General features: G+C 38.8%; 20 protein-coding genes and 1 pseudogene. 16 read left to right on the top strand and 5 right to left on the bottom strand.

All coding sequences use genetic code 11. The features are described from left to right. Positions 1-311 precede the first annotated feature (311 nt). Positions 312-854, top strand: a complete 543-nt coding sequence (locus LU279_RS10665; protein ID WP_274422489.1) for a MerR family transcriptional regulator — start codon at positions 312-314, stop codon at positions 852-854. Positions 855-915: 61 nt separating this feature from the next. Here LU279_RS10665 and LU279_RS10660 read toward each other — a convergent pair whose 3' ends face one another. After that, positions 916-1089, bottom strand: coding sequence for a DUF362 domain-containing protein (locus LU279_RS10660; RefSeq protein WP_274422488.1), 174 nt, complete (start codon positions 1087-1089; stop codon positions 916-918). Positions 1090-1310: 221 nt separating this feature from the next. On the opposite strand from LU279_RS10660, the gene LU279_RS10655 reads away from it, so the two are divergent. Further along, entirely contained in the window at positions 1311-1511 is a 201-nt protein-coding gene (locus tag LU279_RS10655; protein WP_274422487.1) for a DUF1858 domain-containing protein, read from the top strand. Between the two features lie 65 nt (positions 1512-1576). Here the strand turns inward: LU279_RS10655 and LU279_RS10650 are convergent, their stop codons facing one another. Further along, positions 1577-2320: an adaptor protein MecA gene (locus LU279_RS10650; RefSeq protein WP_274422486.1), complete on the bottom strand. Its 744-nt coding sequence runs from the start codon at positions 2318-2320 to the stop codon at positions 1577-1579. 771 nt (positions 2321-3091) lie between these two features. Here LU279_RS10650 and LU279_RS10645 point away from each other — a divergent pair. Beyond that, entirely contained in the window at positions 3092-4765 is a 1674-nt protein-coding gene (locus LU279_RS10645; protein ID WP_274422485.1) for a glycosyl hydrolase family 18 protein, read from the top strand. 321 nt (positions 4766-5086) lie between these two features. Here the strand turns inward: LU279_RS10645 and LU279_RS10640 are convergent, their stop codons facing one another. Then, on the bottom strand, positions 5087-6526 hold the full coding sequence (locus LU279_RS10640) for a TrkH family potassium uptake protein (RefSeq protein WP_274422484.1): 1440 nt from the start codon (positions 6524-6526) through the stop codon (positions 5087-5089). Positions 6527-6537: 11 nt separating this feature from the next. After that, entirely contained in the window at positions 6538-6909 is a 372-nt protein-coding gene (locus LU279_RS10635) for an NAD-binding protein (protein WP_274422483.1), read from the bottom strand. A 397-nt stretch (positions 6910-7306) separates the two neighbouring features. Between LU279_RS10635 and LU279_RS10630 the strand changes: the two genes are divergently transcribed. The 11 genes from LU279_RS10630 to LU279_RS10580 all read left to right on the top strand — a co-directional run bounded on the left by LU279_RS10630 (position 7307) and on the right by LU279_RS10580 (position 20931). Beyond that, positions 7307-8230 (top strand): mechanosensitive ion channel family protein, encoded by a 924-nt coding sequence (locus tag LU279_RS10630; RefSeq protein WP_330684656.1) that lies wholly within the window; start codon positions 7307-7309, stop codon positions 8228-8230. 89 nt (positions 8231-8319) lie between these two features. Further along, positions 8320-8871 (top strand): biotin transporter BioY, encoded by a 552-nt coding sequence (locus tag LU279_RS10625; RefSeq protein WP_274422482.1) that lies wholly within the window; start codon positions 8320-8322, stop codon positions 8869-8871. A gap of 47 nt (positions 8872-8918) precedes the next feature. Continuing rightward, positions 8919-9326: a DUF1284 domain-containing protein gene (locus LU279_RS10620; protein WP_274422481.1), complete on the top strand. Its 408-nt coding sequence runs from the start codon at positions 8919-8921 to the stop codon at positions 9324-9326. Then, positions 9323-10333, top strand: coding sequence for an AraC family transcriptional regulator (locus tag LU279_RS10615; protein ID WP_274422480.1), 1011 nt, complete (start codon positions 9323-9325; stop codon positions 10331-10333). Before LU279_RS10620 ends, LU279_RS10615 begins: the two co-directional genes overlap by 4 nt. Before the next feature lie 114 nt (positions 10334-10447). Beyond that, positions 10448-13096: an alpha-L-rhamnosidase gene (locus LU279_RS10610; RefSeq protein WP_274422479.1), complete on the top strand. Its 2649-nt coding sequence runs from the start codon at positions 10448-10450 to the stop codon at positions 13094-13096. Between the two features lie 131 nt (positions 13097-13227). Further along, a complete protein-coding gene (locus LU279_RS10605) occupies positions 13228-14547 on the top strand; it encodes an ABC transporter substrate-binding protein (RefSeq protein ID WP_274422478.1) in 1320 nt (439 codons plus the stop codon). Between the two features lie 67 nt (positions 14548-14614). Further along, positions 14615-15475 (top strand): carbohydrate ABC transporter permease, encoded by an 861-nt coding sequence (locus LU279_RS10600; RefSeq protein ID WP_274422477.1) that lies wholly within the window; start codon positions 14615-14617, stop codon positions 15473-15475. Between the two features lies 1 nt (position 15476). Then, positions 15477-16307: a carbohydrate ABC transporter permease gene (locus LU279_RS10595; protein ID WP_274422476.1), complete on the top strand. Its 831-nt coding sequence runs from the start codon at positions 15477-15479 to the stop codon at positions 16305-16307. A 187-nt stretch (positions 16308-16494) separates the two neighbouring features. Then, positions 16495-18288, top strand: coding sequence for a sensor histidine kinase (locus LU279_RS10590; protein ID WP_274422475.1), 1794 nt, complete (start codon positions 16495-16497; stop codon positions 18286-18288). Next, positions 18257-19744, top strand: coding sequence for a response regulator transcription factor (locus LU279_RS10585; RefSeq protein WP_274422474.1), 1488 nt, complete (start codon positions 18257-18259; stop codon positions 19742-19744). The genes LU279_RS10590 and LU279_RS10585 overlap by 32 nt, the downstream gene beginning before the upstream one ends. Before the next feature lie 650 nt (positions 19745-20394). Further along, positions 20395-20931 carry a flavin reductase family protein gene (locus LU279_RS10580; RefSeq protein ID WP_274422473.1) on the top strand — a complete coding sequence of 179 codons (537 nt, stop codon included), beginning with the start codon at positions 20395-20397 and terminating at the stop codon, positions 20929-20931. A 42-nt stretch (positions 20932-20973) separates the two neighbouring features. Here the strand turns inward: LU279_RS10580 and LU279_RS13555 are convergent. Then, a pseudogene (locus LU279_RS13555) lies at positions 20974-21081 on the bottom strand (manganese catalase family protein); the annotation flags it as partial. A gap of 121 nt (positions 21082-21202) precedes the next feature. On the opposite strand from LU279_RS13555, the gene LU279_RS10570 reads away from it, so the two are divergent. Both LU279_RS10570 and LU279_RS10565 read left to right on the top strand, forming a co-directional pair. Then, positions 21203-23056: a DNA primase family protein gene (locus LU279_RS10570; protein ID WP_330684654.1), complete on the top strand. Its 1854-nt coding sequence runs from the start codon at positions 21203-21205 to the stop codon at positions 23054-23056. After that, entirely contained in the window at positions 23046-23231 is a 186-nt protein-coding gene (locus LU279_RS10565) for a hypothetical protein (protein WP_274422472.1), read from the top strand. Before LU279_RS10570 ends, LU279_RS10565 begins: the two co-directional genes overlap by 11 nt. The last annotated feature ends 22 nt before the right edge of the window (positions 23232-23253 follow it).

Below are 23253 nucleotides of genomic sequence, written 5' to 3'. Positions count from 1 at the left end.
GAAACCAGTCAGGTGAAATATGGAAGATTCTTTTTCGTTTTTAAATGAAAGATGTTAGGATAGATGATTAATTTAACATTATCATATCCCAACATTTATTTTTAATCCTGCTTTGCGGTGCGTTTTGACATATTTTGTAAAAAATACGATATATACAGGGAAAAATGTCAGCGTTGGAAGTCATTTGTAATGTATTTTGATGAAGTTTATCGGGAACAGCAAAAATGGATTGCTTCAGGGGAAATCTGTCGAACGGTTTTTGTTGAAATACTCATGTACTCTGTTATAATTTGAGATGTAGGAGGTGCGGTATGGAGACAAGATATACAGTCAGACAGGCATCAGAAATGACGGGGGTGAAGCCATATGTCATGCGCTACTGGGAGGATGAGCTTGACCTTCACATCCAGAGAAATGAGCTTGGTCACCGCTACTACACCAGATATGATATTCAGCTTTTTCTGAATATCAGAGAACTGAAGAAGAGAGGTCTGCAGCTTCGGGCAATCAAAGAACTGATTCCTCAGATCGCCCGTACGGCTCCGGGTTCTTCTGACAGCAAGATACGTCTTTTGGAAGGAGAGGTATCTGCAAATGAAGATTTTTCAGAGGAAGCTGTATATTCTGTAGAGGACAGTGCGGCAGAAGAATCCGTAAACCCTAAGATCCTGGAATTTCAGACAATCCTGGAAAGGCTGATCACACAGGAAATACAATCCCAAAATGAAGATGAGGAGAGATATCGATCGCTTGATCTTGCAATCCGAAGACAGCAGCTTGCAAGACGTGAGGCCGCTGCCGCATCCGCGGATAAAAAATCAGGGAGAACCCTGAAAATACATAAGAATATATAAAAATGAAAGAAGAGCCACAGCCTTGCTGCAGCTCTTCTTTTTCTGTATGTAGTCCGTTGGATTATTCTCCTGGCTGGATAGCCTCTGTAGGACAGACATCTGCACATGTTCCACAGTCAACGCAAGCGTCTGCATCGATCTCGAAATGATCTGCACCTTCAGAGATTGCCTCAGATGGGCACTCAGCAGCACAGGAACCGCAGCTTACACATTCGTCTGAAATTACGTATGCCATTATAGTATCCTCCTTTTTTCTCATTAGTCCCCCGAAAGGTTCTATAGTGCTATTCTAATATATCTTACAAAGGATTACAAGTATAAAATTATAAACATATTTTTATAATTAGCCCGTTGATTCCCGCTGATTTTTATATTATAATAAATGTGCTATAAACAGCATAACACGCAGGAAATGATGTATGGATTTTCTGCATATTATAAAAGGAGGTAGCAGAAATGGCACAGGTTTCCAAAGAAACAACAATTGGTGAACTTCTCAGAATAGATCCGAACTGCGCTGCAATTCTTATGAGAATGGGAATGCATTGCATCGGCTGCCCGTCTTCACAGATGGAGTCTCTGGAAGAGGCTGCTATGGTTCATGGATTTGATGCAGATATTCTTGTTCAGCAGCTCAATGATTTTCTTGCAAAATAATAAATACGCAGAGAGAACACACAGATACAAAAAGGACATCCCACAGGATGTCCTTTTTGTATCTGTTAAAGCTGTACGAGCTGTTGAAGTGCATTTTGGGAAACCAGTTTTCCATGCTCTCTGAGATATGCTTCTCCTGAGGCAGAGAAAGCCTTGCTGCTTCCGTACTCTGAGAGGATATTACATACTTTGTTAAAGTCTTCTGGAGAAGATTCAGACTGATGAAGAACAAGAAGATACTGGTCATTTTCCGTGTTACGGTACAGGGTATTCTGACCTGTAAAAAATCCGTTCAGTCCGTGAGAAGCTGCAATCACATCATCCAGGCGGGAAAAAACAAACAGACGGATCATATTAACAGCTGGAGTTTCCTGTTCGGTTTTTTCTTCAGTTGTCTTTTTATTCTCAGAAGTGTCTTTTTTGGAAACGGATTTCAGTTTGGACTCACAGAGCTTCTGAAAAAGATCTATGATATTGTCTGCTCCGTCAAGCTGGATCGGATCTCCCTGTCCCTGATTTTTGAAGGGGGTAAATTTGGAAAAACGGGTGTCCAGTTCCTCAGGATCTTCTACTTTGGTGATAATAAGAATGATGCTGTCTGTTGTAACTGGGATTGCTTCAATCATCAGAGGGATATTATCTGCTTCAAATCCGAACTCCATCTGTGCCTGCTCCATCATATCACGAAAAAGTTTTTTTGCCTTTTCGGAACCGTAGGCAAGTTCGCTGAGACGGATCTGATGAAGCTCCAAATCCTCACGAGTCAGGGTACAACGAATCTGATTTTCGTTAATTTTTTCTATTTTCATATAATCACATCCTATTCTTTTTATCCTGTCTTTTTACCATGTACATATATTATTATACTCATACATGCAGGTGATGCCATTTTTACAGGATAGTGTCAATACTTTATTGGTTTACAGCAAAAAAATACATATCAACTTAGCATATATTATATACCACAAATATGGATAATGTAAAGAAATTCAATTTACCTAAATATAAAATATTTAAAAACAAAATCAAAAAAATCTTATAATTTGCTGAAACCTATTGCATAAGAATAAGAACAGGGTATAATGAAAACAGAAAAATCATTCTGAATGTAATGGAAACAGCAGAGTATCACACAGATCACGCTTACATACTGACTGATTTCTTTTCTCAAAATATATGATTGCCAGTTTACAGTCATGCAACATTCTCGTTGCGGCAACGGTATAAGTCCCACGGATTTTTTCAGATAAGGTTTCTTTTGCATACAGAGATTTTTCAGAAACCTACGGGTGCTTTCAAAAATCTGTGAAAGGAGGGAAGAGGAGAAAATATATCACACAATACAAAAGAATTTTGTGCAAAAGCATGGATGATATACAATGGAGAACAGGGATATTCCGTAAAAGGCAGGAATTCCCCTCTCATGCCTGACCATGCGGAGTATCCCTGAAATATGAAAAAAATATAAAAAGTATGATTTTATAATGCAATTACACGAAAGTATGATATAATGGAACAGCCTTTTTAACATAAGAGGAAGCTAGTGAAACATATAGTTCTTAACTGAAAGGAAAAAGCGAATGAAAAAGCAGGTAAAAAAGCAAATGAAGAAACAGTATATGCCGGCAGTGATTGTCTGTGTTCTGATTCTTCTGTTTGCCGTAGCAGGGCTTGGAATTCATGTGGTGAAAAAATACATTCCAACAAAAGAACTCATGGATCTGAATGAATATTATGGAAGCACTGCAGAGGGAGAGTCGGTGATTGTCCTTGGAACAGAAATTATGGAGGAGCGTGCAGCAACATCCAATGATCAGATTTATCTTCCGCTGGAGTTTGTATCGGCTCATCTGAATCAGAGATATTACTGGGACAGCGCAAATCAGCAGGTTCTTTATGCAACTCCCTCTGAACTTCAGACATATTCGGCATCTCAGAACGGAGATGGAGATGTATGGCTGAGAGATGGAAGAGTATTTTTAAGCTTGCCGTTTGTTCAGAAATATACAGATATGGATGTATATATGGGCGAAAATCCGTCCAGGATCATTATCCAGAATCAGTTTACCGGCGTAAATACGGCAACTGTAAAAAAGGATACATATGTCCGTTATCGAGGTGGTATCAAGTCACCGGTTCTTACAGAAGCCAAAAAGGGCGATACTCTGTTCTTTATGGAGGAATATGAAGAATGGGTGAAGGCTGCTACAATGGACGGATACATCGGATTTGTGAAAAAGAAGGATGTGTCTGCTCCGGAAACCAGAGATTTTGAGAGAGAGTTTCAGAGAGAAGAATATCAGCATCTGACTATGGAAGAGCCGGTGAACCTGTCCTGGCATCAGGTGACGTCAGCAGAAGCAAATGCCTATTTTGCTGATGCAGTAGCAAATGTAAGCGGAGTGAATGTTATTTCTCCTACCTGGTTCTATTTGCAGGATACACAGGGGAACATTGCGGATATATCCTCTGCTGATTATGTCCGTCAGGCGCATGACAGAGGAATGAAGGTGTGGGGATTGATCGATAACTTTACTGCAGATGTAAGTACAACAGATACCCTGTCTCAGCTTTCCTCACGCCAGAATATTATCAGTCAGCTGATGAGTTCTGCAGAAAAAACAGGACTTGACGGAATCAATGTGGATTTTGAAACGCTCAGTGAAGATGCGGGACCGCATTTCCTGCAGTTTTTGAGAGAATTGTCGATTGAGTGTCATAAGAGAAATCTTGTTCTGTCAGTGGATAATCCGGTACCTGAAGATTTTACCAGCCATTATGACAGAGGTGAACAGGGAGAGGTTGTGGATTACGTTATCATCATGGGATATGATGAGCATTATGTAGGTTCAGAAGAACCGGGATCAGTGGCTTCTCTTCCATGGGTAGAAAAAGGGGTTGTGGATACTCTGACAGAAGTACCGGCAGAACGGACCATTCTGGCAATTCCATTTTATACAAGACTCTGGAAAATAACCGGAGGCGCTCTGACCAGTGAGGCCATTGGAATGGATCAGGCACAGAAGGCAATAAAAGAAAATAAGGCGGAGCCTATATGGGACGGTAGTGTAGGACAGAATACAGCTTCTTATGAAAAAGACGGTTCCAGCTATGAAATATGGCTTGAGGATGCAAAATCTATTGCAGAAAAGGTAAAACTCATTCCGAAATATAAGCTTGCAGGCGTAGCGCAGTGGAAACTTGGATTTGAGAACAGCAGTATCTGGAAAGTGATTAGTGAAAATCTGAAATAACAGAGATATGTAAAAAAGCGTCGGGAATATCCCGGCGCTTTTTTTATAGAGATGGATTATAAAAAAGTCATAATTGGAAGGAGGCCGGTACTTTCGTACCGGCGCGTATGAAAAAGAAAAATATTTGTATAGAAAGCACTAAACTTTCTACATATACCACTATAAAACATAAATATGAAGAAATTGTGATGTTAATTTGAAAAAATTATGAAAAGCGATATTATTACTGAAATAATACTTTTCGTTGGTGTTTCGGGCAGGTTTTATCACAAGTTCAGAGCATTTCAATGTAGACTAACCACATATGTCTTTATAGTAAAGCTAAGATTTTTTCCATGTATCCCTCAAAAATAAAAGGAGAAGAGGAAAGATTTCCAGTCGTCCGGCAAGCATGTCGAAAATCATAACACTTTTGGACAGACAGGAAAACGAACTGAAATTTCCCATTGGTCCTACAATTTCAAGGCCTGGTCCGATATTATTCAGAGTTGCGGCAACTGCGGTAAAATTTGTGATCAGGTCGAAATTATCCAGTGAGATGATCAGGATGGAACCGCAGAAAATCAGCAGATAAACACTGAGAAAGATACTGACAGAGCGCAGTGTATTATGGGAAACCGCCTTATTATCCAGTTTTAGTTTTTTTACCGCATTTGGATGAAGGTATAACTGAAACTCTTTTCGGGCTGCCTTACAAAGAAGAACAATACGGGAAACCTTGATACCTCCGCCTGTACTTCCTGCGCAGGCGCCAATAAACATGAGAAGGACCAGGAGTGTTTTGGACAGCGCCGGCCACTGGTTGAAATCTGTACTGGAATAACCGGTGGTTGTAATAATGGAACCAACCTGAAAGGCTGACTGCTGGAAAGCTTCTGCGAATCCGCTGAACATATGACGGGTATTCACTGCGATCAGGATCACGGAAGCAAGAATGATTCCAAAATAATACCGTAATTCTTCAAGTTTAAAGGCCTGTTTAAATTTCTTTGTCAATATCAGATAGTAGGCGGAAAAATTTACGCCAAATAAAATAATAAAAACAGTTGTTATTACCTGACAATAAGTGCTGTAGCTTGCCATGCTGTCGTTTTTAATCCCAAAACCGCCGGTTCCGGCAGAGCCAAAAGTGATGCAGAGTGAATCAAACACCGGTACGCCGCCAAGCAGCAGAAGAATAATCTGCAGGACTGTCATGACAAGATAAATTGTGTAAAGGATCTTTGCTGTAGACTGTACTTTTGGCACAAGTTTACTGACAGAAGATCCGGGACTTTCGGCTTTCATCAGATTCCTATGATATCCGCCTGCGAGAGGCAGAAGAGAAAGTAGAAAGACCATCACACTCATTCCGCCGATCCAGTGGGTAAAACTTCGCCAGAAAAGAACTGATTTCGGGAGAATCTCCACATCAGTCAGGATACTGGAACCGGTAGTGGTAAATCCGGACACAGATTCAAAAATCGCATCAATGGGATGCGGGATGGAACCGGAAAGCATAAAGGGGATCGCCCCGGTGATGCTGAGAACAATCCAGCTCAGGGCAACTGCAATACAGCCGTCTTTTATGTGGAATATTTTGTTACACGATTTTTTTCTTGTCAGAGGAAGACCGATGGCAAGGCAGATGACAATGGAGATAAGAAAAGCACCAAGATCATTTTCGCCATAAATAACAGCAGCCAGGCATGGAAGAACCATAAATATTGCCTGAAGATTAAATACCCATCCAACAATATAAAAAATAATACGGTAATTCATGTCTGCACCCCTTATTTTTCAAGGATATCGCAGATATTGCGAAGTCCCTTGTGTGTAGTAGAAATAATTACATGATCTCCTGCCTTCACGGTATCATGACTGCGTGGAATCCGTACAGCTCCATTTGGGATAAGGAAGCAGGGAAGATTCAGCTCATCGGATGCAGTAACAGTAGTAAGAATATCGGCAGTGCTAGTGCCTGTCTCCATTAATGTATTGGTGCTGGTTCCGTTTCCCACGATTCCTATAGCATCAATATTCTCAGTAATATTGTTGACATTTTTTTCAACAGTGTCGATAAGCGTCAGGTTAATATCTTTCTCCTGAAGCTGCTCGGCAAGGGTACGTTCTACTTTTCCGTACCCGACAATTTTGATATGCATGGTTTCCTCCATTATAAAATATTATCTAAGCGTCCTTATTATAGCATTGTAGAAATAGTTTTTAAATAGGAAAAATCTTTTGACTTCAGGAGTTTTTAGGAGATTTTTTTATGCTTTTTTCAGGAAAGGCAGTATGAGGTTAAAAGTAGAAAAGGGTACTGCTCTAAGGGGTCTACGAGGTGTTTTGGCATATATATGACAAAATCTTGAGATATACACAACAAAATGACATCACCGGAGGCGATGTGGAATGTATTTTGAGCAAGTGACTGTAAACGGAGTGAACAATAATAAAAAGACAGATTGGAAAATACAAGGATTCCTGTGTGTTTTATAGGAACAATTTATGGTATGATAAAAGAGCATAAGATAAAACACAGTAAATGGGGTGATAATTATGGATATGGAAACCGTAAATGAAACTGTAGAAAAGGTAGACCAGAGTCTGGAGGAAATAGGACTTGGCGGAGTATCAGATAATATAAAGGAGATTTTGAATTTGAAACAATATATGGCTGATCAGATTCCTGCAATTGTGGGATTTGGTCTGAAAGTGATACTTGCAATAATCGTCTTTTTTGTAGGAAGAAAGCTGATCCGCTGGGCGGTAAAGCTGATGAAACGTTCTATGGAACGGGCGCGTCTGGACGAAGGAGTGGTGCAGTTTGCCTGTTCCGCAGGCAAAGCAGTTCTGTACACGATGTTGATTTTTAATATAGCAGTCAGCCTGGGCGTAACAGAATCCTCAGTGGCAGCTCTTCTGGGCACAGCTGGTGTAGCGATAGGTCTTGCCCTTCAGGGAGGACTTGCCAATCTGGCAGGAGGGGTTCTTCTTCTGGTTTTTAAACCATTTGTGGTGGGGGATTATATTATTCAAAACCAGCAGAACGGCTGTGAGGGAACTGTGGCAAGGATTGAAATGTGTTATACCACACTCCTTAGTATTGATAACAAAAAAATTGTGGTGCCAAACGGAACACTTTCCAACAGTACAATCATTAATGTCACAGCAAAAGAAACGAGAAAACTGGAAATAAAAGTAGGGATTTCCTATAATTCGAATATTCAGAAGGCAAAAGAAATCCTGGAAAAAATTCTTCTGGAGGATCCGGATACCCAGGGAGACAGAAGTGAAATGGTAGTGTTTGTGGATCAGCTTGCAGACAGTGCAGTGATCATGGGATTGCGTGTATGGGTTCCTACAGATTCTTACTGGCCTGTAAAATGGAGGCTGAATCAGAAGATCAAAGAGGAATTTGACGCCCAGGGAATTGTGATCCCTTATAATCAGATGGATGTTCACGTACATCATAAAGATTAAATGTAAACTAAAATAATAATAAAGTTGACAATCTGTTTCTCCTGTGTTAAAGTAAGGCAGTCAAAATGTGTCACAGCAGGAGGAAAGAGATGAATACAACGACAGCAGCAAAAAGTAAAACCTATGATCTTGTTTATATTGCAGTATTTGCAGTGCTGATGGCAGTCTGTTCCTGGATTTCAGTTCCTACAGCAGTTCCTTTTACTCTGCAGACTTTTGCAGTATTTATGGCAGTAGGTGTTCTGGGAGGACGAAGAGGGACAATAGCCGTTGCTCTTTATATTATTCTTGGAGCAGTGGGAGTTCCTGTATTTGCGGGAATGACCGGAGGAATCGGAATTCTGACAGGAACAACCGGAGGATATATTGTAGGATTTTTGTTTTCTGCCCTTGTTATGTGGGCAATGGAAAGAATTCCCGGAAAAAAATCTGTAATACAGATTTTGTCCATGGCAGCAGGACTGATTGTCTGCTATGCTTTTGGTACTGTATGGTTTATGGCTGTTTATATGAAAACAAGCGGTCCGGTAGGCCTGATGGCTGTTCTTGGATGGTGCGTGATACCCTTTATTATTCCGGATATTATTAAAATCGCCCTGGCATATGGATTGTCCAGAAAATTAAAAAAGTATATTATGTAAAACAGAATCGGGGAGTTTCCCCGGTTTTGTTATAATCAGGAGAGAATATGAAAGAAAAACAAAACAGTATCTGTCTGCGGCCTCATCACGGTATGTGTCTGGCGTATTTTGAGGGAAAGGGTTACACCCAGGGGTTTACAGCTCATATGGGAAAAATACTTGAACTTCTAAAAAAGGATGTTTATGTAAAACTGACAGTTGGGGGAGATACAATCTGTTCAGCCTGTCCAAATCTGAAAGAACAGACATGCATTACAGAAAATCTGGTAGAAGAGTATGACAGAAAAGTGCTTTTGCTGTGCGGACTGCAGGAAAATGAAATCATTCCATTTACAGAGCTTACAGAAAAAGTGGAAAAATTTATTCTTCATCCTGAAAAAAGAAAGGAAATATGTGGAAACTGTCAGTGGAATGAAATCTGCAGCAGCAGAAAAAGCAGGTGGACAAAAGAATGAGAATGACAGAGCAGGAATTGGAAAGTTATATCCGTCAGTATACGGAACTGGAAAAAGAATGTATGAAAAATCAGTATCCGGAAAAATTCAGAAATGAAGAGTTCTGGAATCAGAGAAGCCGGGAAAAAGATGGATATATTTTGGAAAGCCGACAGTTTATGAAGCCGGAAGATAAGATTGTTGTCACCAGACAGGATCGGTTTAATAAGGTGAGACCCCATAAACATGATTACATTGAACTTTGTTATGTGTGGTCCGGAATATGCTACCAGACTATAGAAGGAAAGGCTGTTACTACAAAAAAGGGAGATGTGTGTATTTTTGATACCCACGCAGTTCATTCTGTTGAAGCGGCAGGAGAAAATGATATTCTTGTAAATATTCTTATGCGCAAAGAATTTTTTGACACTGCTTTTTTAAGCAGAATGACAGCCCAGGGAATTGTTTCAGAATTTCTTGTGGATGCGGTTACAGAAAGTCGCAAGAGGGAACATTATCTTTATTTTCCATCGCATAAAAATCCACAGGTGCATGAGTTGATAAAAAACATTATGGTGGAATATTTTTCTCAGGATATCGGAACAGATGAAGTGCTGGAAAGTTATATAAATATACTGTTTACCGAGCTTTTAAGAACGTTAAGAGATGAATCCAGACAAAGGGATGATCTGTCAAGAGAGGTTCGAATCATAGAACTTCTGTCCTATATTGAAGAAAATTATGAAACATGTACACTGACGGAAATGGGAAAAGTATTCGGAAAACATGGGAATTATCTGACAGCTTTTCTAAAAGAAAAAACCGGAAGAAGCTTTGTAGAACATGTGCAGGAACAGAGGCTGAAAAAGGCCAGGATGCTTCTGGAGAATACAGATATTTCTATGTCAGAATTGATTCCTCTGTGCGGATATAACAATATGAATTTCTTTTATAAAAAATTTAAAGAGTCCACAGGATGTACACCTGCTTATTACAGAAAAATGAAAAGAGAAAATCAGATACCTTAAAAAAGGTCAATTTTTTATTGGAAAGCGTTATTGAGAAATAGCGCTTTTTTTTGTATTGTAAAGAAAATCAGAAACGCATGGATTTAAAATATAATTTTTATGGAGGCGAGGATAATGCTAAAGATTACAGAGATTTTAATGGATTATGAAAAAGAACAGACTGGAATGGATCATATACCTCAGTTTGGATGGAAACTGGAAAGTGATGGACGGAATATTGTACAGGAAGCATACGAGTTAGATATTGCTCTGGATCAGGAGTTCTGTGATTGCGTATACAGAAGCGGAAAGGTTATGGAAGATTCTTCTGCTCAGATTATTGTAAAGGATATTCGTCTGAGGTCCATGACAAAATATTTTGTCCGTGTAAAAGTATGGGATGGCAAAGAAGAAAGCAGTTGGGCAGAGACCTGTTTTATTACAGGAATTCTGAATGTTCAGGAATGGAAAGCTTTATTTATTACTGCAGAAAATAAGGAGGATGCTGCAAATTCCAAAGGAACTTATGTAAGAAAAGACTTTTTTATAAACGGGAAAGTAAAAGAGGCGTTTGTCTGTACTACAGCTCTTGGTTTGTATAATTTTTATATTAATGGTAAGAAAGTAGGACATGATGAGCTTACGCCAGGCTGGACTTCTTACAGAAAGCATCTTTGTTATCAGACTTATGAAGTAACAGAAGATTTGAAACAGGGAGAAAATGCTATGGGTGCTATTCTGGCAGCCGGTTGGTATAAAGGAAAAATGGGATTTGACGGCCTGGAAAAAACAAGAAATCATTATGGAGACAGAACTGCATTTCTGGCTCAGATGACAGTAAGGTATGAAGATGGGCGGGAAGAATGTCTTCTGACAGATACTTCATGGACTGGTGAGGATGCTCCTGTTGTTTTTGCGGAAATTTATGACGGAGAAATTTATGATGCCCGAAAAGAGATTCCGGGATGGGCAGAGCCTGGAAATCCAAGAGGAAACTGGAGAGCAGTTTCAGCAGTTGATTATGACATGACTGTTCTTACTGCTCAGGGAAGTGGTAAAGTAAGAGAAATGGATAAGGTTCCTGCAAAAAGAATCTTTACAACTCCTGAAGGAGACACGGTAATTGATTTCGGGCAGAATATGACAGGACATATTCGGGTTAATGCATGGGGAAAAGCAGGGGATGTGATAGAACTTCACTGTTTTGAGGTCCTGGATTCAAAGGGAAATGTATATCTGGATAATTTAAGAGGCGCAAAAGAAGCCATGAAATATACTTTTGCCCGGGAGGAAGAAATCACCTATGCGTCATCGTTTACCTTTATGGGATTTCAGTATGCAAAGATAGTTTCTTTCCCGGGGAAACCTGAAGTGGAAAATTTTACGGCATATACTCTGCATACAGATATGGAAAAAACAGGAAGTTTTGAATGTTCTAATCAGGACCTGAATCAGCTTGCACACAACATCCTTTGGGGATTAAAGGGGAATTTTGTAGATGTGCCCACCGATTGTCCACAGAGAAATGAACGTCTGGGATGGACGGGAGATGCCCAGATTTTTTGTAGAACTGCCTGTTTTTTGATGAACACCTATTCATTTTACAGAAAATGGTTAAGAGATGTGGAAGCAGATCAGACCTCTGAGGGTGGAGTGGCTCATGTGGTTCCGGATATTATTACAGGAAATGCAGGGGCAGACTGGCTGTTACAGCAGGGAAGTCATTCTGCGGCAGCTTGGGCGGACGTGGCAGTGATCAATCCCTGGACTATGTATCTGACGTTTGGAGATAAAGAAATTTTGAAGCTTCAATACCAGAGTATGAAGGGGTGGATTGATTTTATGAAAAATCATTCCGTTGATTATATCTGGAATTATAAGCTTCAGTTTGGTGACTGGGTGGCTCTGGATGCAGAAGAAGGAAGCTATTTTGGAGCGACTCCGAATGATCTTACTTGTACAGCATATTTTGCTTATTCAACAGGATTATTTGTAAAAATTGCAGAAGTTCTGGGTAAAACAGAGGAGATAAAAGTTTATAGTAAATTGTATAGAAAGATTGTGGAAAAATTTCAGAAAACGTTTTTTGATAGAAATGGAGTGATGACTGCTCAGACTCAGACTGCCCATATAGTAGCGCTTTATTTTGGGCTGGTTCCAGAGGAATATAAAGAGAAAACAGTAAAAGGACTTCTGAAACTACTGGATAAGGAAGAGGGGCATCTTGTAACAGGATTTGTGGGAACACCATATTTCTGTCATGCTCTCAGTCAGAATGGTCATGTAAAAGAGGCCTATGATCTTCTTCTGAAAGATGATTTTCCGTCCTGGCTGTATCAGGTAAAAATGGGAGCTACTACCGTATGGGAGCATTGGGATGGTATAAAACCGGACGGAACTATGTGGAGTCCGGATATGAATTCCTTTAATCATTATGCATACGGTGCAATCGGAGAGTGGATGTTCCGTATTGCGGCAGGCATTGAGATTGATGAGAAAAAGCCGGGATATAAACATACAGTGATTTATCCGAGATTTGGTGGTAATCTGGACTGGCTGAAAGCAGAATATCAGTCGGTTTATGGTACGGTAAAAACGTTCTGGGAAGATCAGGGAGAAAAAGCAGTTCTGCATGTATCTGTACCTGCAAATACAACAGCTACAATTTGTCTTGATAAAGCAAAAAAAGTAACAGAAGCAGATGGTCTTGAATTTATTCAGTGTGAAGGCTGCATGAAGGCAGAAACAGGATCCGGAGATTACAAATTTGTATTCGAAAAATAAAAATACAATTAAAAGAATTGTGTTGGAAAGTACATGGAGGAAGCTTGATTCTCCATGTACTTTTTTTCAGGCTGCGGATAAAATAAAATCATCATAAGCGAACAGAAAACGTTAAAAAGGAGGAACAAAACATGAAACGAAAAATGCTTAGTATTCTGCTTTGTACAGCGATGGCGGTAACAACTGTTACAGGGGCAACAACCGTATTAGCAGAAGAAAAACAGAATGTAGAAGAGAAGGAATGGGAATACAAGGAAGCCGAACTTACATTTTTGATCGATCCGGATACTGCGTCAGCTGGATATCAGGCTGTTTTTGATCTTTGCGAAGAAAAAACGGGAATTCATATTGAAACAGAAATCCGCGCTTCAGGAGGAGATGGAGATAATCAGGTAAAAACAAGACTGGCATCCGGTGAAATGACAGATCTCTGTGGATATAATTCTGGTTCCAAGCTTAGTGAACTGAATCCGGAAGAAAATTTTATTGATATTTCAGGGGAAGAATTTGCACAGCGTTTGGATGATACTTATAAAACAGCAGTAAGTGCAGGATCAGATACAGCGGTCTATGGTATTCCATTGACGGCTACGATGTCAGGTGCGATTCTTTATAATAAAGAAGTGTATGAAGAAAATAACCTGGAAATCCCTCATACGTGGGATGATTTTCTGAGAAACTGTGATACATTGAAAGAAGCAGGAATTGATGCTGTTGTAGGATCTCTTGGTGATTCCTGGACTATTCAGGTACCATATTTAGGAGACCATTATAATGTGCTGGCAGGAGAACCAGATTTTGCCGAAAAATTTGAATTAGGTGAAACGAAATATGCAAGCTCAGAGGCAGGATTAAAGAGTTTTCAAAAACTGGCAGATCTTCAGCAGTATTTTAATGAAGATTATACTGCAACTACATATGCAGATGCCTGTGACAAACTGGTAAATGGAGAAGCCGGACATTACTTTATCCTTACACAAGCACTTTCCAGTATTTATGAACTGTATGGAGATGAGGTCAATAAAATTGGACTTATGGGGATTCCGGGAGACGATCCGGAGAATCACGGACTGACAGTATGGGAGCCCACATCTATTTATGGAAATGCAAACAGTGATAAAAAAGAAGATATTCTTAGATTTATGGAATTTTATACATCTGACGAAGCTTTGGATGCATTCACAGAAGCTCAGAAACCGGACGGACCATATTGTATTAAAGGATATGAGCTTCCAGAGGATTCCTATGATGCAGTAAAACAGGCACAGGAGTATTTTGATGCAGGTAAGGTGAATGTTGCACTGGAATTTCAAACTGCTGTAAAAGGAACAAACTGTGAGTATATCTGTTCTGAGCTGGCAACAGGCCAGACAACCGCAGAGGAAGCTGCACGGGCATATGATGATGACTGTAAAAAACAGGCTACGCAGCTTGGTTTGGACTGGGAATAAAATGATAAAAACAGCCGTCTGCAGTTAATACAGACGGCTGTTTTCCGTCAGGAGAGGAAAGTAAAGAATGAATAAAAAGAAAATATACAGTACATGGTTTCTTGTTCCGGCATTAACTATTTTTCTGATTTTTTTTATCATTCCCATGGTAACATCATTATTTTTTAGTTTAACAGTGTGGGATCTGAAATCATTTACATTTTGCGGACTTGATAATTTTAAAACATTTTTCGGAGAGCGTTCATTAAGTATATCAGTAAGAAATACATTGATCTATGCGTTTCTTACAAGTGGCCTGAAAGTTGTAATTGCGTTTTTTATTGCCCTGTTTCTTACCAGTAAGATTAAAACAAAGAATTTTCTCAGGGCACTGGTATTTTTCCCGAACCTCGTAAGTGCAGTTGCTATTGGTATTGTGTTTAAAGCGCTTATGCATCCAAGTAAGGGACTTATTAACGCTACATTGGATGTGGTTGGCATTGCCGGACCAAACTGGTTGGGAGATACAAATCTGGCATTGTTTTCAGTTATTGCAGTAGATGTGTGGAAAGGCGTAAGTATTTCTACAGTTATTTTTATAGCAGGAATTACTTCTATTGATTCCAGTTATTATGAAGCAGCGTCCATTGACGGAGCAACCCGCTGGCAGACGATACGTCATATTGTGATGCCTCTTGTGCGTACATCAACGAATACAATTATTACGCTGTCTTTAATCGGAGGACTTCGTTGCTTCGATTTGATCTGGGCAATGACAAAAGGCGGTCCGGGATTTGCAACAGACGTTTTATCTTCTGTTGTTTATAAACAGTATGCTTCTGGCTTTTACGGACTGTCGACAGCAGGCAATGTAATTATGTTCATATTGATTGCAATAATTGCATTTCCTCTTCAGAGATTTCTCAACAGAAGAGAGGTGTATAACTAAAATGAAAAACAAAAAAAGACTGACACTTCTGGGCGATATTTTGGGCTGCACATTTGGAATTTTTATTTTTGCAGTGCCGTTTGTATTTATGTTTGTCAATGCGCTGAAAGACAGAAGAGAGGCTAATCTGCTTAATCTTTCACTGCCTACAGAATGGATGTGGGAAAACTTTAAGGAGGTAATTTCTGCAAATAACTATCAGATTCTTACAGCTTTTAAAAACAGTATTATTCTGACGGCAGGCTCTCTTCTTATGTTGATTCTTGCAGGATCTATGGCCGGTTATGTACTTCAGAGGAGATCGGACAGAACCACTAAAACAGTAGATACGATTGTTATGACAGGGCTTATGATACCTCCGGCAATTCTTCCTACAATATGGGTGATGCAGGGACTTCATATTTATAAAACCATGTTTGGAATGATCCTGGTAGAAACAGCGCTTCAGATTCCATTTACGATCATGTTGTATAAGGGGTTTATGAATACAATTCCGGTAGAATTAGAGGAGTCCGGGTATATTGACGGATGCACACGGGGAAGAATGTTTGTAAAGGTTATTTTTCCACTGTTAAAGCCGGTTACATCTACAATTATTATTTTAAATGCAGTTACGATTTTTAATGATTTTACGAATCCGCTGTATTTTCTTCCTGGAAATGAGAATGTAACAGTTCAGCTTACTTTGTATAATTTTATGGGAAGATATTCAAGTTCATATAATCTGCTTTTTGCAGATGTACTGATTATTACAGTTCCCATGCTGATTCTGTTTTTGATTTTTAATAAGAAAATTGTTGCTGGTATGGTGGCAGGAGCAGTAAAAGGCTAATGAATTTTTTAGAAAGGGTGTTGCAGAACTGGTTATTCAGTTTTGTAATACTTTTTCTTTTTTAGTATACAGAAGACGTATTTTCAATTTTGAAGGCGCTGAAGACAAACTCATTTAATTATATTGAAAAAATATGGGAAAGGTATTTATAATGTTTGTATTGTCGGTAAATTATAGGAGATGAGCGATGAAATTTCGAACAAAGCTGATTATTGGATTTTCTGTAATTATATTTTTTATATCGGCTATTCTGGGAATTGTTTATTACCGGTTTAACTCAAAACATATTACAGAGATGACAAGACAAAATTTGCAGTTTTATGCAGAACAATTAACTGTGAATATGGATAATATGGTGGAATCCATGAAACAGGTCACAGATTATATTGTATCAGATCCAGACATGCTTTATGCAATTCAGGCAATGCCCAGATACCATGAAACAGGAAAAGAAGAGGAAAGAAAAAAGCAGGGAGAAGTAATTATATCTGGACTTTCTCTTTATTATCTGAACAGAGACTTTTACAGAGTACTGGTATTTAATGAAATGGGAGATGTATTCAGTAGTACAAATAACGGATTGGGAATTATCAACAGAAACCGAAATATATCAGAGATTTCCTGGCTTTCAGATGCAGCAGCAGCTAAGGGCAAAGTTGTTTTGGTTTCGCCCCATGAAGATAGATGGGGACTTCGCGGATCTGAAGAAGTGTTTTCTCTTGTAAGAAAAATTCAGGGAGGAAATTTTGGATATATAGAAGTCCAGAACGAAGCGGAAAAATTGAAATCTGTTCTTTATGTACCGGATGCCAATGTAAAAGTAATTGTGTATCTTCCGGATGGAAAAATTTTTTTCGAGTCAGAGAAATTTTCGGAGAAATTTACAAATCGTGTTTTTAAGATGCAGGAAAAGTTTTTGGAAACAGGAACGGATAAAGGAAACTACAGGATTGCAGCTGTGCATACATCAGAAAAGTCAGGAATCCGTGCAGCGGTAGTACAAGACAGTCAGGGAATGTTTTCCGATATGAAACAGGTAGTACTTTTATCAGCACTGTTAGCCCTAGGATGCTTTATGATCTCTGAAGTAGTGGTGGTGGTCATAGCCAATAAGCTTTCGCGTCCGATTATGCAGCTAAGAGATCAGATGGAAAATACTGGAATTGAAAACCTGGATATGGAGCCTGTGATTTTTAATACAGATGATGAAATGGAGGCTTTGAGTATTGCTTACCAAAAATTGATCAAACGTTTAAATGAAGCCATGGTAAAAGAAAAAAGAAGTTCGCTTCTTCAGTTACAGGCTCAGTTTGACACGCTGCAGGCCCAGGTGAATCCTCACTTTATATATAATGTGTTAAATGTAATTTCTAACAGAGGAATTGTAGATGAGGATGAAGAAATTTGCGAAATATGTGGGAGTCTGGCAGCAATGCTGCGCTATTCAGCAAATAATAAGGAGAGATATGCAACAGTAAAAGAGGAATTTACTTATTTAGATAAATATATTTATCTTTTAAAATCCCGATATGAGCACAGACTGGAGGTAACAGTGAACTGTGCGTTATCCATAGAAGCTGAAGTTCTTCCTAAAATTGTGATTCAACAGCTGGTAGAAAACAGTATTCAGCATGGCTATAAAAACGGTAGAAACATTATGAAAATACACGTACAGGGCTGGAGAGATGAACAGGGTTGGTATATTCGTGTACATGATAATGGAGAGGGGATCACGGAACAGATTTTACAGGGATTAGAGAAAAAAATGGAAAATATACGGCGGAAGATTATAAGAAGTCAGAGCAATATTGAGTTGGAAATTGGAGGTATGGGGCTTGCCAATACTTATGCAAGAATGTTTCTTATGTATACAGACAGAGTTGTTTTTGACATGAAAAACTGTCAGGATGGATTCAGTATTACAGTAGGAGTCAGAAACAGAAAGGAGAATGTCAGTGTATCAGGTAATGATCGTGGATGATGAACCAACATCAGTAAATCTGTTAAAAATGGTAATTGAAAAAAAGTATGATGGATTTCAGGTAGCAGAAATTGCTTATGACGGAACAGAAGCCATGGAAAAATTAAAAGGATTTCAACCAGATATTGTGATCACAGATATACAGATGCAGGTAATGAGCGGATTGGAGCTTGTAAAGAGAATCCGTGAAAAATATCCGGAAATGTTTTGTGTGCTTGTAAGTGGATATCAGGAATTTGACTATGCGAAACAGGCAATTCAGTACAGAGTATCGGATTATATCCTTAAACCAATTGTTCCCTCAGACATAAAAAAACTGTTTGTGAAACTGGGAAAAAAGTTGAAACAGAAGTATTATCATCAGAGAAATCTCCTGATTCACAGAATGGTTAATCAGCTTCCGGTAGATGAAAATGAAATCGAGAAATATTTTCAGTCAAATTGTTATTATGGAGCGATTGTCAGAAGAAATGGAATTTTATCAAGGTTTTCCGATAGATGCAGTAGCGAGGTGTTTTCTGATATTAATGAATGGATGATTTCATATGGGCGAGATGATCAGGAAACATTGTATCTTTGTCCGGAAGAAATTGTATGTGGAGATTACGTTGATATTATCAGCCACCAGATAAAAAAGGAACAGCCTGAGGCAGAGTATGTAACAACGGTTATTTTACGGGATGCCTTTCACCGGGAAAAAATTGGGGATATGATTAAAAAACTGTATCGTGTTTTGGATGAGAGTATAATTATAGGAAAAAAACAGATTCTTATTATGAATACCGGAGAAGAGTTTGTTTCCTTATGGGATAATGATTACAGTTACCTTCAGAAATTAGAGAGTATGGTAAAATCCAGACAGTATGATAGTCTGAAAAAAACTGTGAAAGAATTGCTTTACACCTGGGGTGAGGAACAGAGAACACAGCTTTGGGTTGAGTGTAGAGTACGCCAGATTTGCTATATGCTGCAGCGATATGGAGCAGGGAATGGTGAATACAGAGATTATGAATATCTGATGGATGAAGCGTTCAGCAATGCTGGCGATATGCGGCAGCTTGAAGAACAAATATCAGATATTTTTTTCAGAAATATGAAAGAAGAAACATTGGATGTACAAAAAGTGTCAGCAGAGGATTACTTTAATAAAATAAAGAATTATATACAGAGAAACATGGAAAAACCGTTGAATCTTCAGAAGGTCAGTCATGAAATGGGAGTTTCTCAGACATATCTGAGTCGATTATTTCGGAAGTATGAGGGACAGTCCTTCAATAATTATCTGACAGAACTGAGAATGGAAAAAGCAAAGGAACTTTTAGGCAGCCAGGATAAGGTATATGTTAAGGATATAGCAACACAGGTAGGTTATAAAGATCAGTTTTATTTCAGTCGTATTTTTCATACATGGACAGGAATGAGTCCTTCAGAATATATTGAAAAAAGGGGAACTTGATGTTAACTCTTTTCTTGTTCGCGGATTTGTTCAGTCTCAGAAGAGGAATTGTCATTTTCAGAGCTGCTGGCATAGTGGCGAACATAAGCAGGGCATTCATTTTGGAGGCATCAATTATGGCGCCACTCAGCAGCACTACAAGTAGGCTTCCAAGAGGATCAGTCCTGGTGATATATGCCAGTTCCTTGATAGCATTCTGTTTTTTTATAACAGGATTTATGCAATAAATGGAATATATTGTAATCAGATTCTAGTCCAGCACCTGTAAAAAATGTACACTATAAAAACAGAGATATTTGGAACGAGAAGAGTTACAAGAGGTTCAACAGCAAAGAAAATGCAGCAGATACGGAACCAGAAATAACAGGTGTTTTTTGGCATAAAATTAAAAAGAAGTAGGGAAGGAAGTTCTATAAGAACAGAAATGATCATAGAGATTCCCACTGCGGTACTTCCGTTTTCCTTTTTTATAATTGTATTATGATATCAGAGTGCAAAGTGTTCATCCATAAAAATGAGAAAAATAAAAAGATATTGTTGCTGTGAACAGTAATGATATATTCGGAATGGAAAGGGGTTCTTCTTGCAATCAAAAGCTTTTTGTCATATGATAAAGTCAGTTTAAGATGCAGACAAGGAGGATATCGAATATGAAGAAACAAATTGATGTATTTGAACATACAGGAGAAATTCTGAAAGGACTCAGAAAAGGTGTTCTGATCACGTCAAAGTCAGATGAAAAAGTAAATTCTATGACTATTTCCTGGGGGATGCTGGGAATTGAATGGGGTAAGCCTGTGTTTATTACAGTGATCAGAGAAGGTCGTTTTACAAGAGAACTTCTGGAAAAGAACGGAGAATTTACAGTAAATATACCGCTTGATGACAGCCAGAAAAAAGCCCTTGGATTCTGCGGTTCAAAATCCGGACGTGACACAGATAAGATCAAGGAATTGAACCTGACTCTGGAAGAGCCGGAAAGCATCTCTGTTCCCGGGATTAAAGAGCTTCCCCTTACGTTGGAGTGCAGAATTGTCTATAAACAGAAGCAGGATATTGATGCAATGGATGAAGAAACAGTTGAGAAGTTTTATCCTCAGAATGTGGACAGCTCCTTTACAGGTTCTAATAGAGATGTTCATATTGCATATTATGGAGAAATTGTCAACGCATATATCATTGAGTAAGTTTTTAGCAGCTCCCCGGCCATTACAACCGGGGAGTTTTTGTCAGCATTTTTTGCATGAAGCTTCGCATGGACAGTCAAAAGACGGGTTAAAGGCATAGAAGTTTTTGGAATCCAGCTGTTCCTGGACGCTTCTGAGCGCTTCACCGAAGAGTAGTTATGTAAGCATACGAAACGAACGACAAAACAAACAGGTAAACAGCTACTCTCCAGATTATCAGCGCTCATTCAGGGCGCTTTTTTCTTTGGAGCGTAATTGGGAAAGGAGACGTATGAACAAACTATTCTTAGAACACTATATGCACACAGCTCCAGAGGGGACGGAGCAGAAATATATTTTTCTGACAGACGACAGGGAGATTGGATTTAATATCATTGCTTCCGGTTATAAGGCAATTTTGATTCTGGAACAGGAAGACGGTTATTATAATGTAGATAGTTTTATTTCATATATGGATGAAATTATGCTGACAGGAACTTATCAAACCGAATATTGTTATATTCCGGCTTGTTTCGAAAAAAGGATCAATGATACATTGGAACAACATTTCAAACAGAATCTGATGAAGTATCATTCTGGATGGAGGCTATTTAAAAACAGGGAATATTTGGGGAAAACAGAATATCAGCAGGAATTAAAATCAATTCTTTCTGATTTCATCAAACGATTTGAAGGAAGGCAAAATGAACCGCCGGATTTAAATCGATTTCATAAATTTAATGAACAGGGAAAACGCATTGGCGTATTTGACATGGAGATTGTGGACTATCTGATACAGACGGTCCATTTTTTTATGCTCGGAAATACTCCATATCTTTATGAAAATGGTTGTTATCACGAGGATGGCAATGGGATTCAACTGAAGTCAAAGATTCAGAAATTGATTTTCCGGGATTGTATTAAGGCGACGACTATTCAGAGTATTTATAATCTTCTGGTGTCACAGCCGCAGGTTCAAAAAAGATTTTCGGATTTGAATAATCAGCCATCCCATTGGATTAACTTTCAGAATGGATATTTTGATGTGATGGAATGGAAAATACTTGAGCATGACGCAAAGCATCTGATAATTAATCAGATTCCATTTTCCTTTCATCCGGAACAGACTGAAACAATTCTGACCGGAGGGGCAACCATCCGAAAATATCTGGATTCTTCTATCCCAGATAAAACTGATCAGGAGATGTTTTGGCAATATCTTGGTTATTGCATGACTACAGATACTCGATTCCAAAAATTTTTAATGATAAAAGGAAAAGGCGGCACAGGAAAATCTGTTGTGATTTCTTTTGCACAACATCTGATTGGTATGGAAAATTGCGTCAGTATGTCTTTGCAGAATTTAAACGAACGCTTCTATCCAACCGGATTATTTGGAAAGCTGCTGAATGCCTGTGCAGATATTCCAAGCACTGCGATGGAACGGGTGGATGTAATTAAAAAAGCGGTTGGGGAAGATACGCTTCTCTATGAGAAGAAAGGACAAGACCCTACCCAGTTCAACAGTTATGCGAAATTATTGTTTTCTACAAATGAACTTCCGTTGAATTTGGATGATAAGACAAACGCCTACTATCGTCGCCTTCTTGTTTTGGATATGAATCACGTGATCTCTGATACGGAAAAGGATTCTCACTTGAAAGAAAAGATGTATCAGGAATCAGATTATGGAATCCATATGGCAATGAAGGCATTGAAGAAATTGTATGAGGAGCAGCATTTTGTTGAGAGTGATCATAGCAAAGAGTCTATAGAAAATTTGTATCGTTCTGCGGATAGTGTGAAAGCATTTACTGATGATATTCTCTGTCATAAGAAAAACGAGAAAATGAAACGGAGCGATGTCTATAAAATGTATGAAGACTATTGCGAAGAGAATGGCCGCACCCCTCATGGAAAATCCCAATTTTGGAAATATATGGGTGATAAGGGATATAGCGTGAAACGCTATTCTGACGGTGCATATTACTTCAAAGATACTGCACTGAAAGAAACAGAATTTACGGAAATAGACGATACGATGGAGAATCCGTTTGAACAACTCCATCTATCCTCGTTTCCGGAAAATGACAAAAATGATAAAAATGACAAAATGAAAGAGGAACTTCTTGAAAATGGAGCTTGATGAAAAACGGATGGAACCATCAGCCTGTCATTTCTATCATTTTGTCATAACTGAATATGACCGCAGAGGTCAGATGAAGAAGTCGATGTATTTGAACGAAGGCAAGAATATATCGGCTTTTTTGCAGGTCAAGGGCAGCCGCCATTGCCCAGTTAAGCGGCGTTTCGCCACTTAATACTGGGTATTATCTGACGAAG

This window comes from Blautia sp. XA-2221 (assembly GCF_028767025.1).
GTDB lineage: Bacteria > Bacillota > Clostridia > Lachnospirales > Lachnospiraceae > Blautia_A.
The sequence above is the reverse complement of the archived record's forward strand: the minus strand, read 5'-3'. Positions and strand labels throughout refer to the sequence as shown.

What these genes read in the sequence shown, in the direction of transcription:
- LU279_RS10615 (WP_274422480.1), top strand. Translation starts at nt 9,323, where the DNA reads ATGAGAATGACAGAGCAGGAATTGGAAAGTTATATCCGTCAGTATACG.
- LU279_RS10595 (WP_274422476.1), top strand. Translation starts at nt 15,477, where the DNA reads ATGAAAAACAAAAAAAGACTGACACTTCTGGGCGATATTTTGGGCTGC.
- LU279_RS10650 (WP_274422486.1), bottom strand. Translation starts at nt 2,320, where the DNA reads ATGAAAATAGAAAAAATTAACGAAAATCAGATTCGTTGTACCCTGACT.
- LU279_RS10600 (WP_274422477.1), top strand. Translation starts at nt 14,615, where the DNA reads ATGAATAAAAAGAAAATATACAGTACATGGTTTCTTGTTCCGGCATTA.
- LU279_RS10570 (WP_330684654.1), top strand. Translation starts at nt 21,203, where the DNA reads ATGAACAAACTATTCTTAGAACACTATATGCACACAGCTCCAGAGGGG.
- LU279_RS10580 (WP_274422473.1), top strand. Translation starts at nt 20,395, where the DNA reads ATGAAGAAACAAATTGATGTATTTGAACATACAGGAGAAATTCTGAAA.
- LU279_RS10645 (WP_274422485.1), top strand. Translation starts at nt 3,092, where the DNA reads ATGAAAAAGCAGGTAAAAAAGCAAATGAAGAAACAGTATATGCCGGCA.
- LU279_RS10620 (WP_274422481.1), top strand. Translation starts at nt 8,919, where the DNA reads ATGAAAGAAAAACAAAACAGTATCTGTCTGCGGCCTCATCACGGTATG.
- LU279_RS10655 (WP_274422487.1), top strand. Translation starts at nt 1,311, where the DNA reads ATGGCACAGGTTTCCAAAGAAACAACAATTGGTGAACTTCTCAGAATA.
- LU279_RS10610 (WP_274422479.1), top strand. Translation starts at nt 10,448, where the DNA reads ATGCTAAAGATTACAGAGATTTTAATGGATTATGAAAAAGAACAGACT.
- LU279_RS10625 (WP_274422482.1), top strand. Translation starts at nt 8,320, where the DNA reads ATGAATACAACGACAGCAGCAAAAAGTAAAACCTATGATCTTGTTTAT.
- LU279_RS10640 (WP_274422484.1), bottom strand. Translation starts at nt 6,526, where the DNA reads ATGAATTACCGTATTATTTTTTATATTGTTGGATGGGTATTTAATCTT.
- LU279_RS10660 (WP_274422488.1), bottom strand. Translation starts at nt 1,089, where the DNA reads ATGGCATACGTAATTTCAGACGAATGTGTAAGCTGCGGTTCCTGTGCT.
- LU279_RS10605 (WP_274422478.1), top strand. Translation starts at nt 13,228, where the DNA reads ATGAAACGAAAAATGCTTAGTATTCTGCTTTGTACAGCGATGGCGGTA.
- LU279_RS10585 (WP_274422474.1), top strand. Translation starts at nt 18,257, where the DNA reads ATGTCAGTGTATCAGGTAATGATCGTGGATGATGAACCAACATCAGTA.
- LU279_RS10635 (WP_274422483.1), bottom strand. Translation starts at nt 6,909, where the DNA reads ATGCATATCAAAATTGTCGGGTACGGAAAAGTAGAACGTACCCTTGCC.
- LU279_RS10665 (WP_274422489.1), top strand. Translation starts at nt 312, where the DNA reads ATGGAGACAAGATATACAGTCAGACAGGCATCAGAAATGACGGGGGTG.
- LU279_RS10565 (WP_274422472.1), top strand. Translation starts at nt 23,046, where the DNA reads ATGGAGCTTGATGAAAAACGGATGGAACCATCAGCCTGTCATTTCTAT.
- LU279_RS10590 (WP_274422475.1), top strand. Translation starts at nt 16,495, where the DNA reads ATGAAATTTCGAACAAAGCTGATTATTGGATTTTCTGTAATTATATTT.
- LU279_RS10630 (WP_330684656.1), top strand. Translation starts at nt 7,307, where the DNA reads ATGGATATGGAAACCGTAAATGAAACTGTAGAAAAGGTAGACCAGAGT.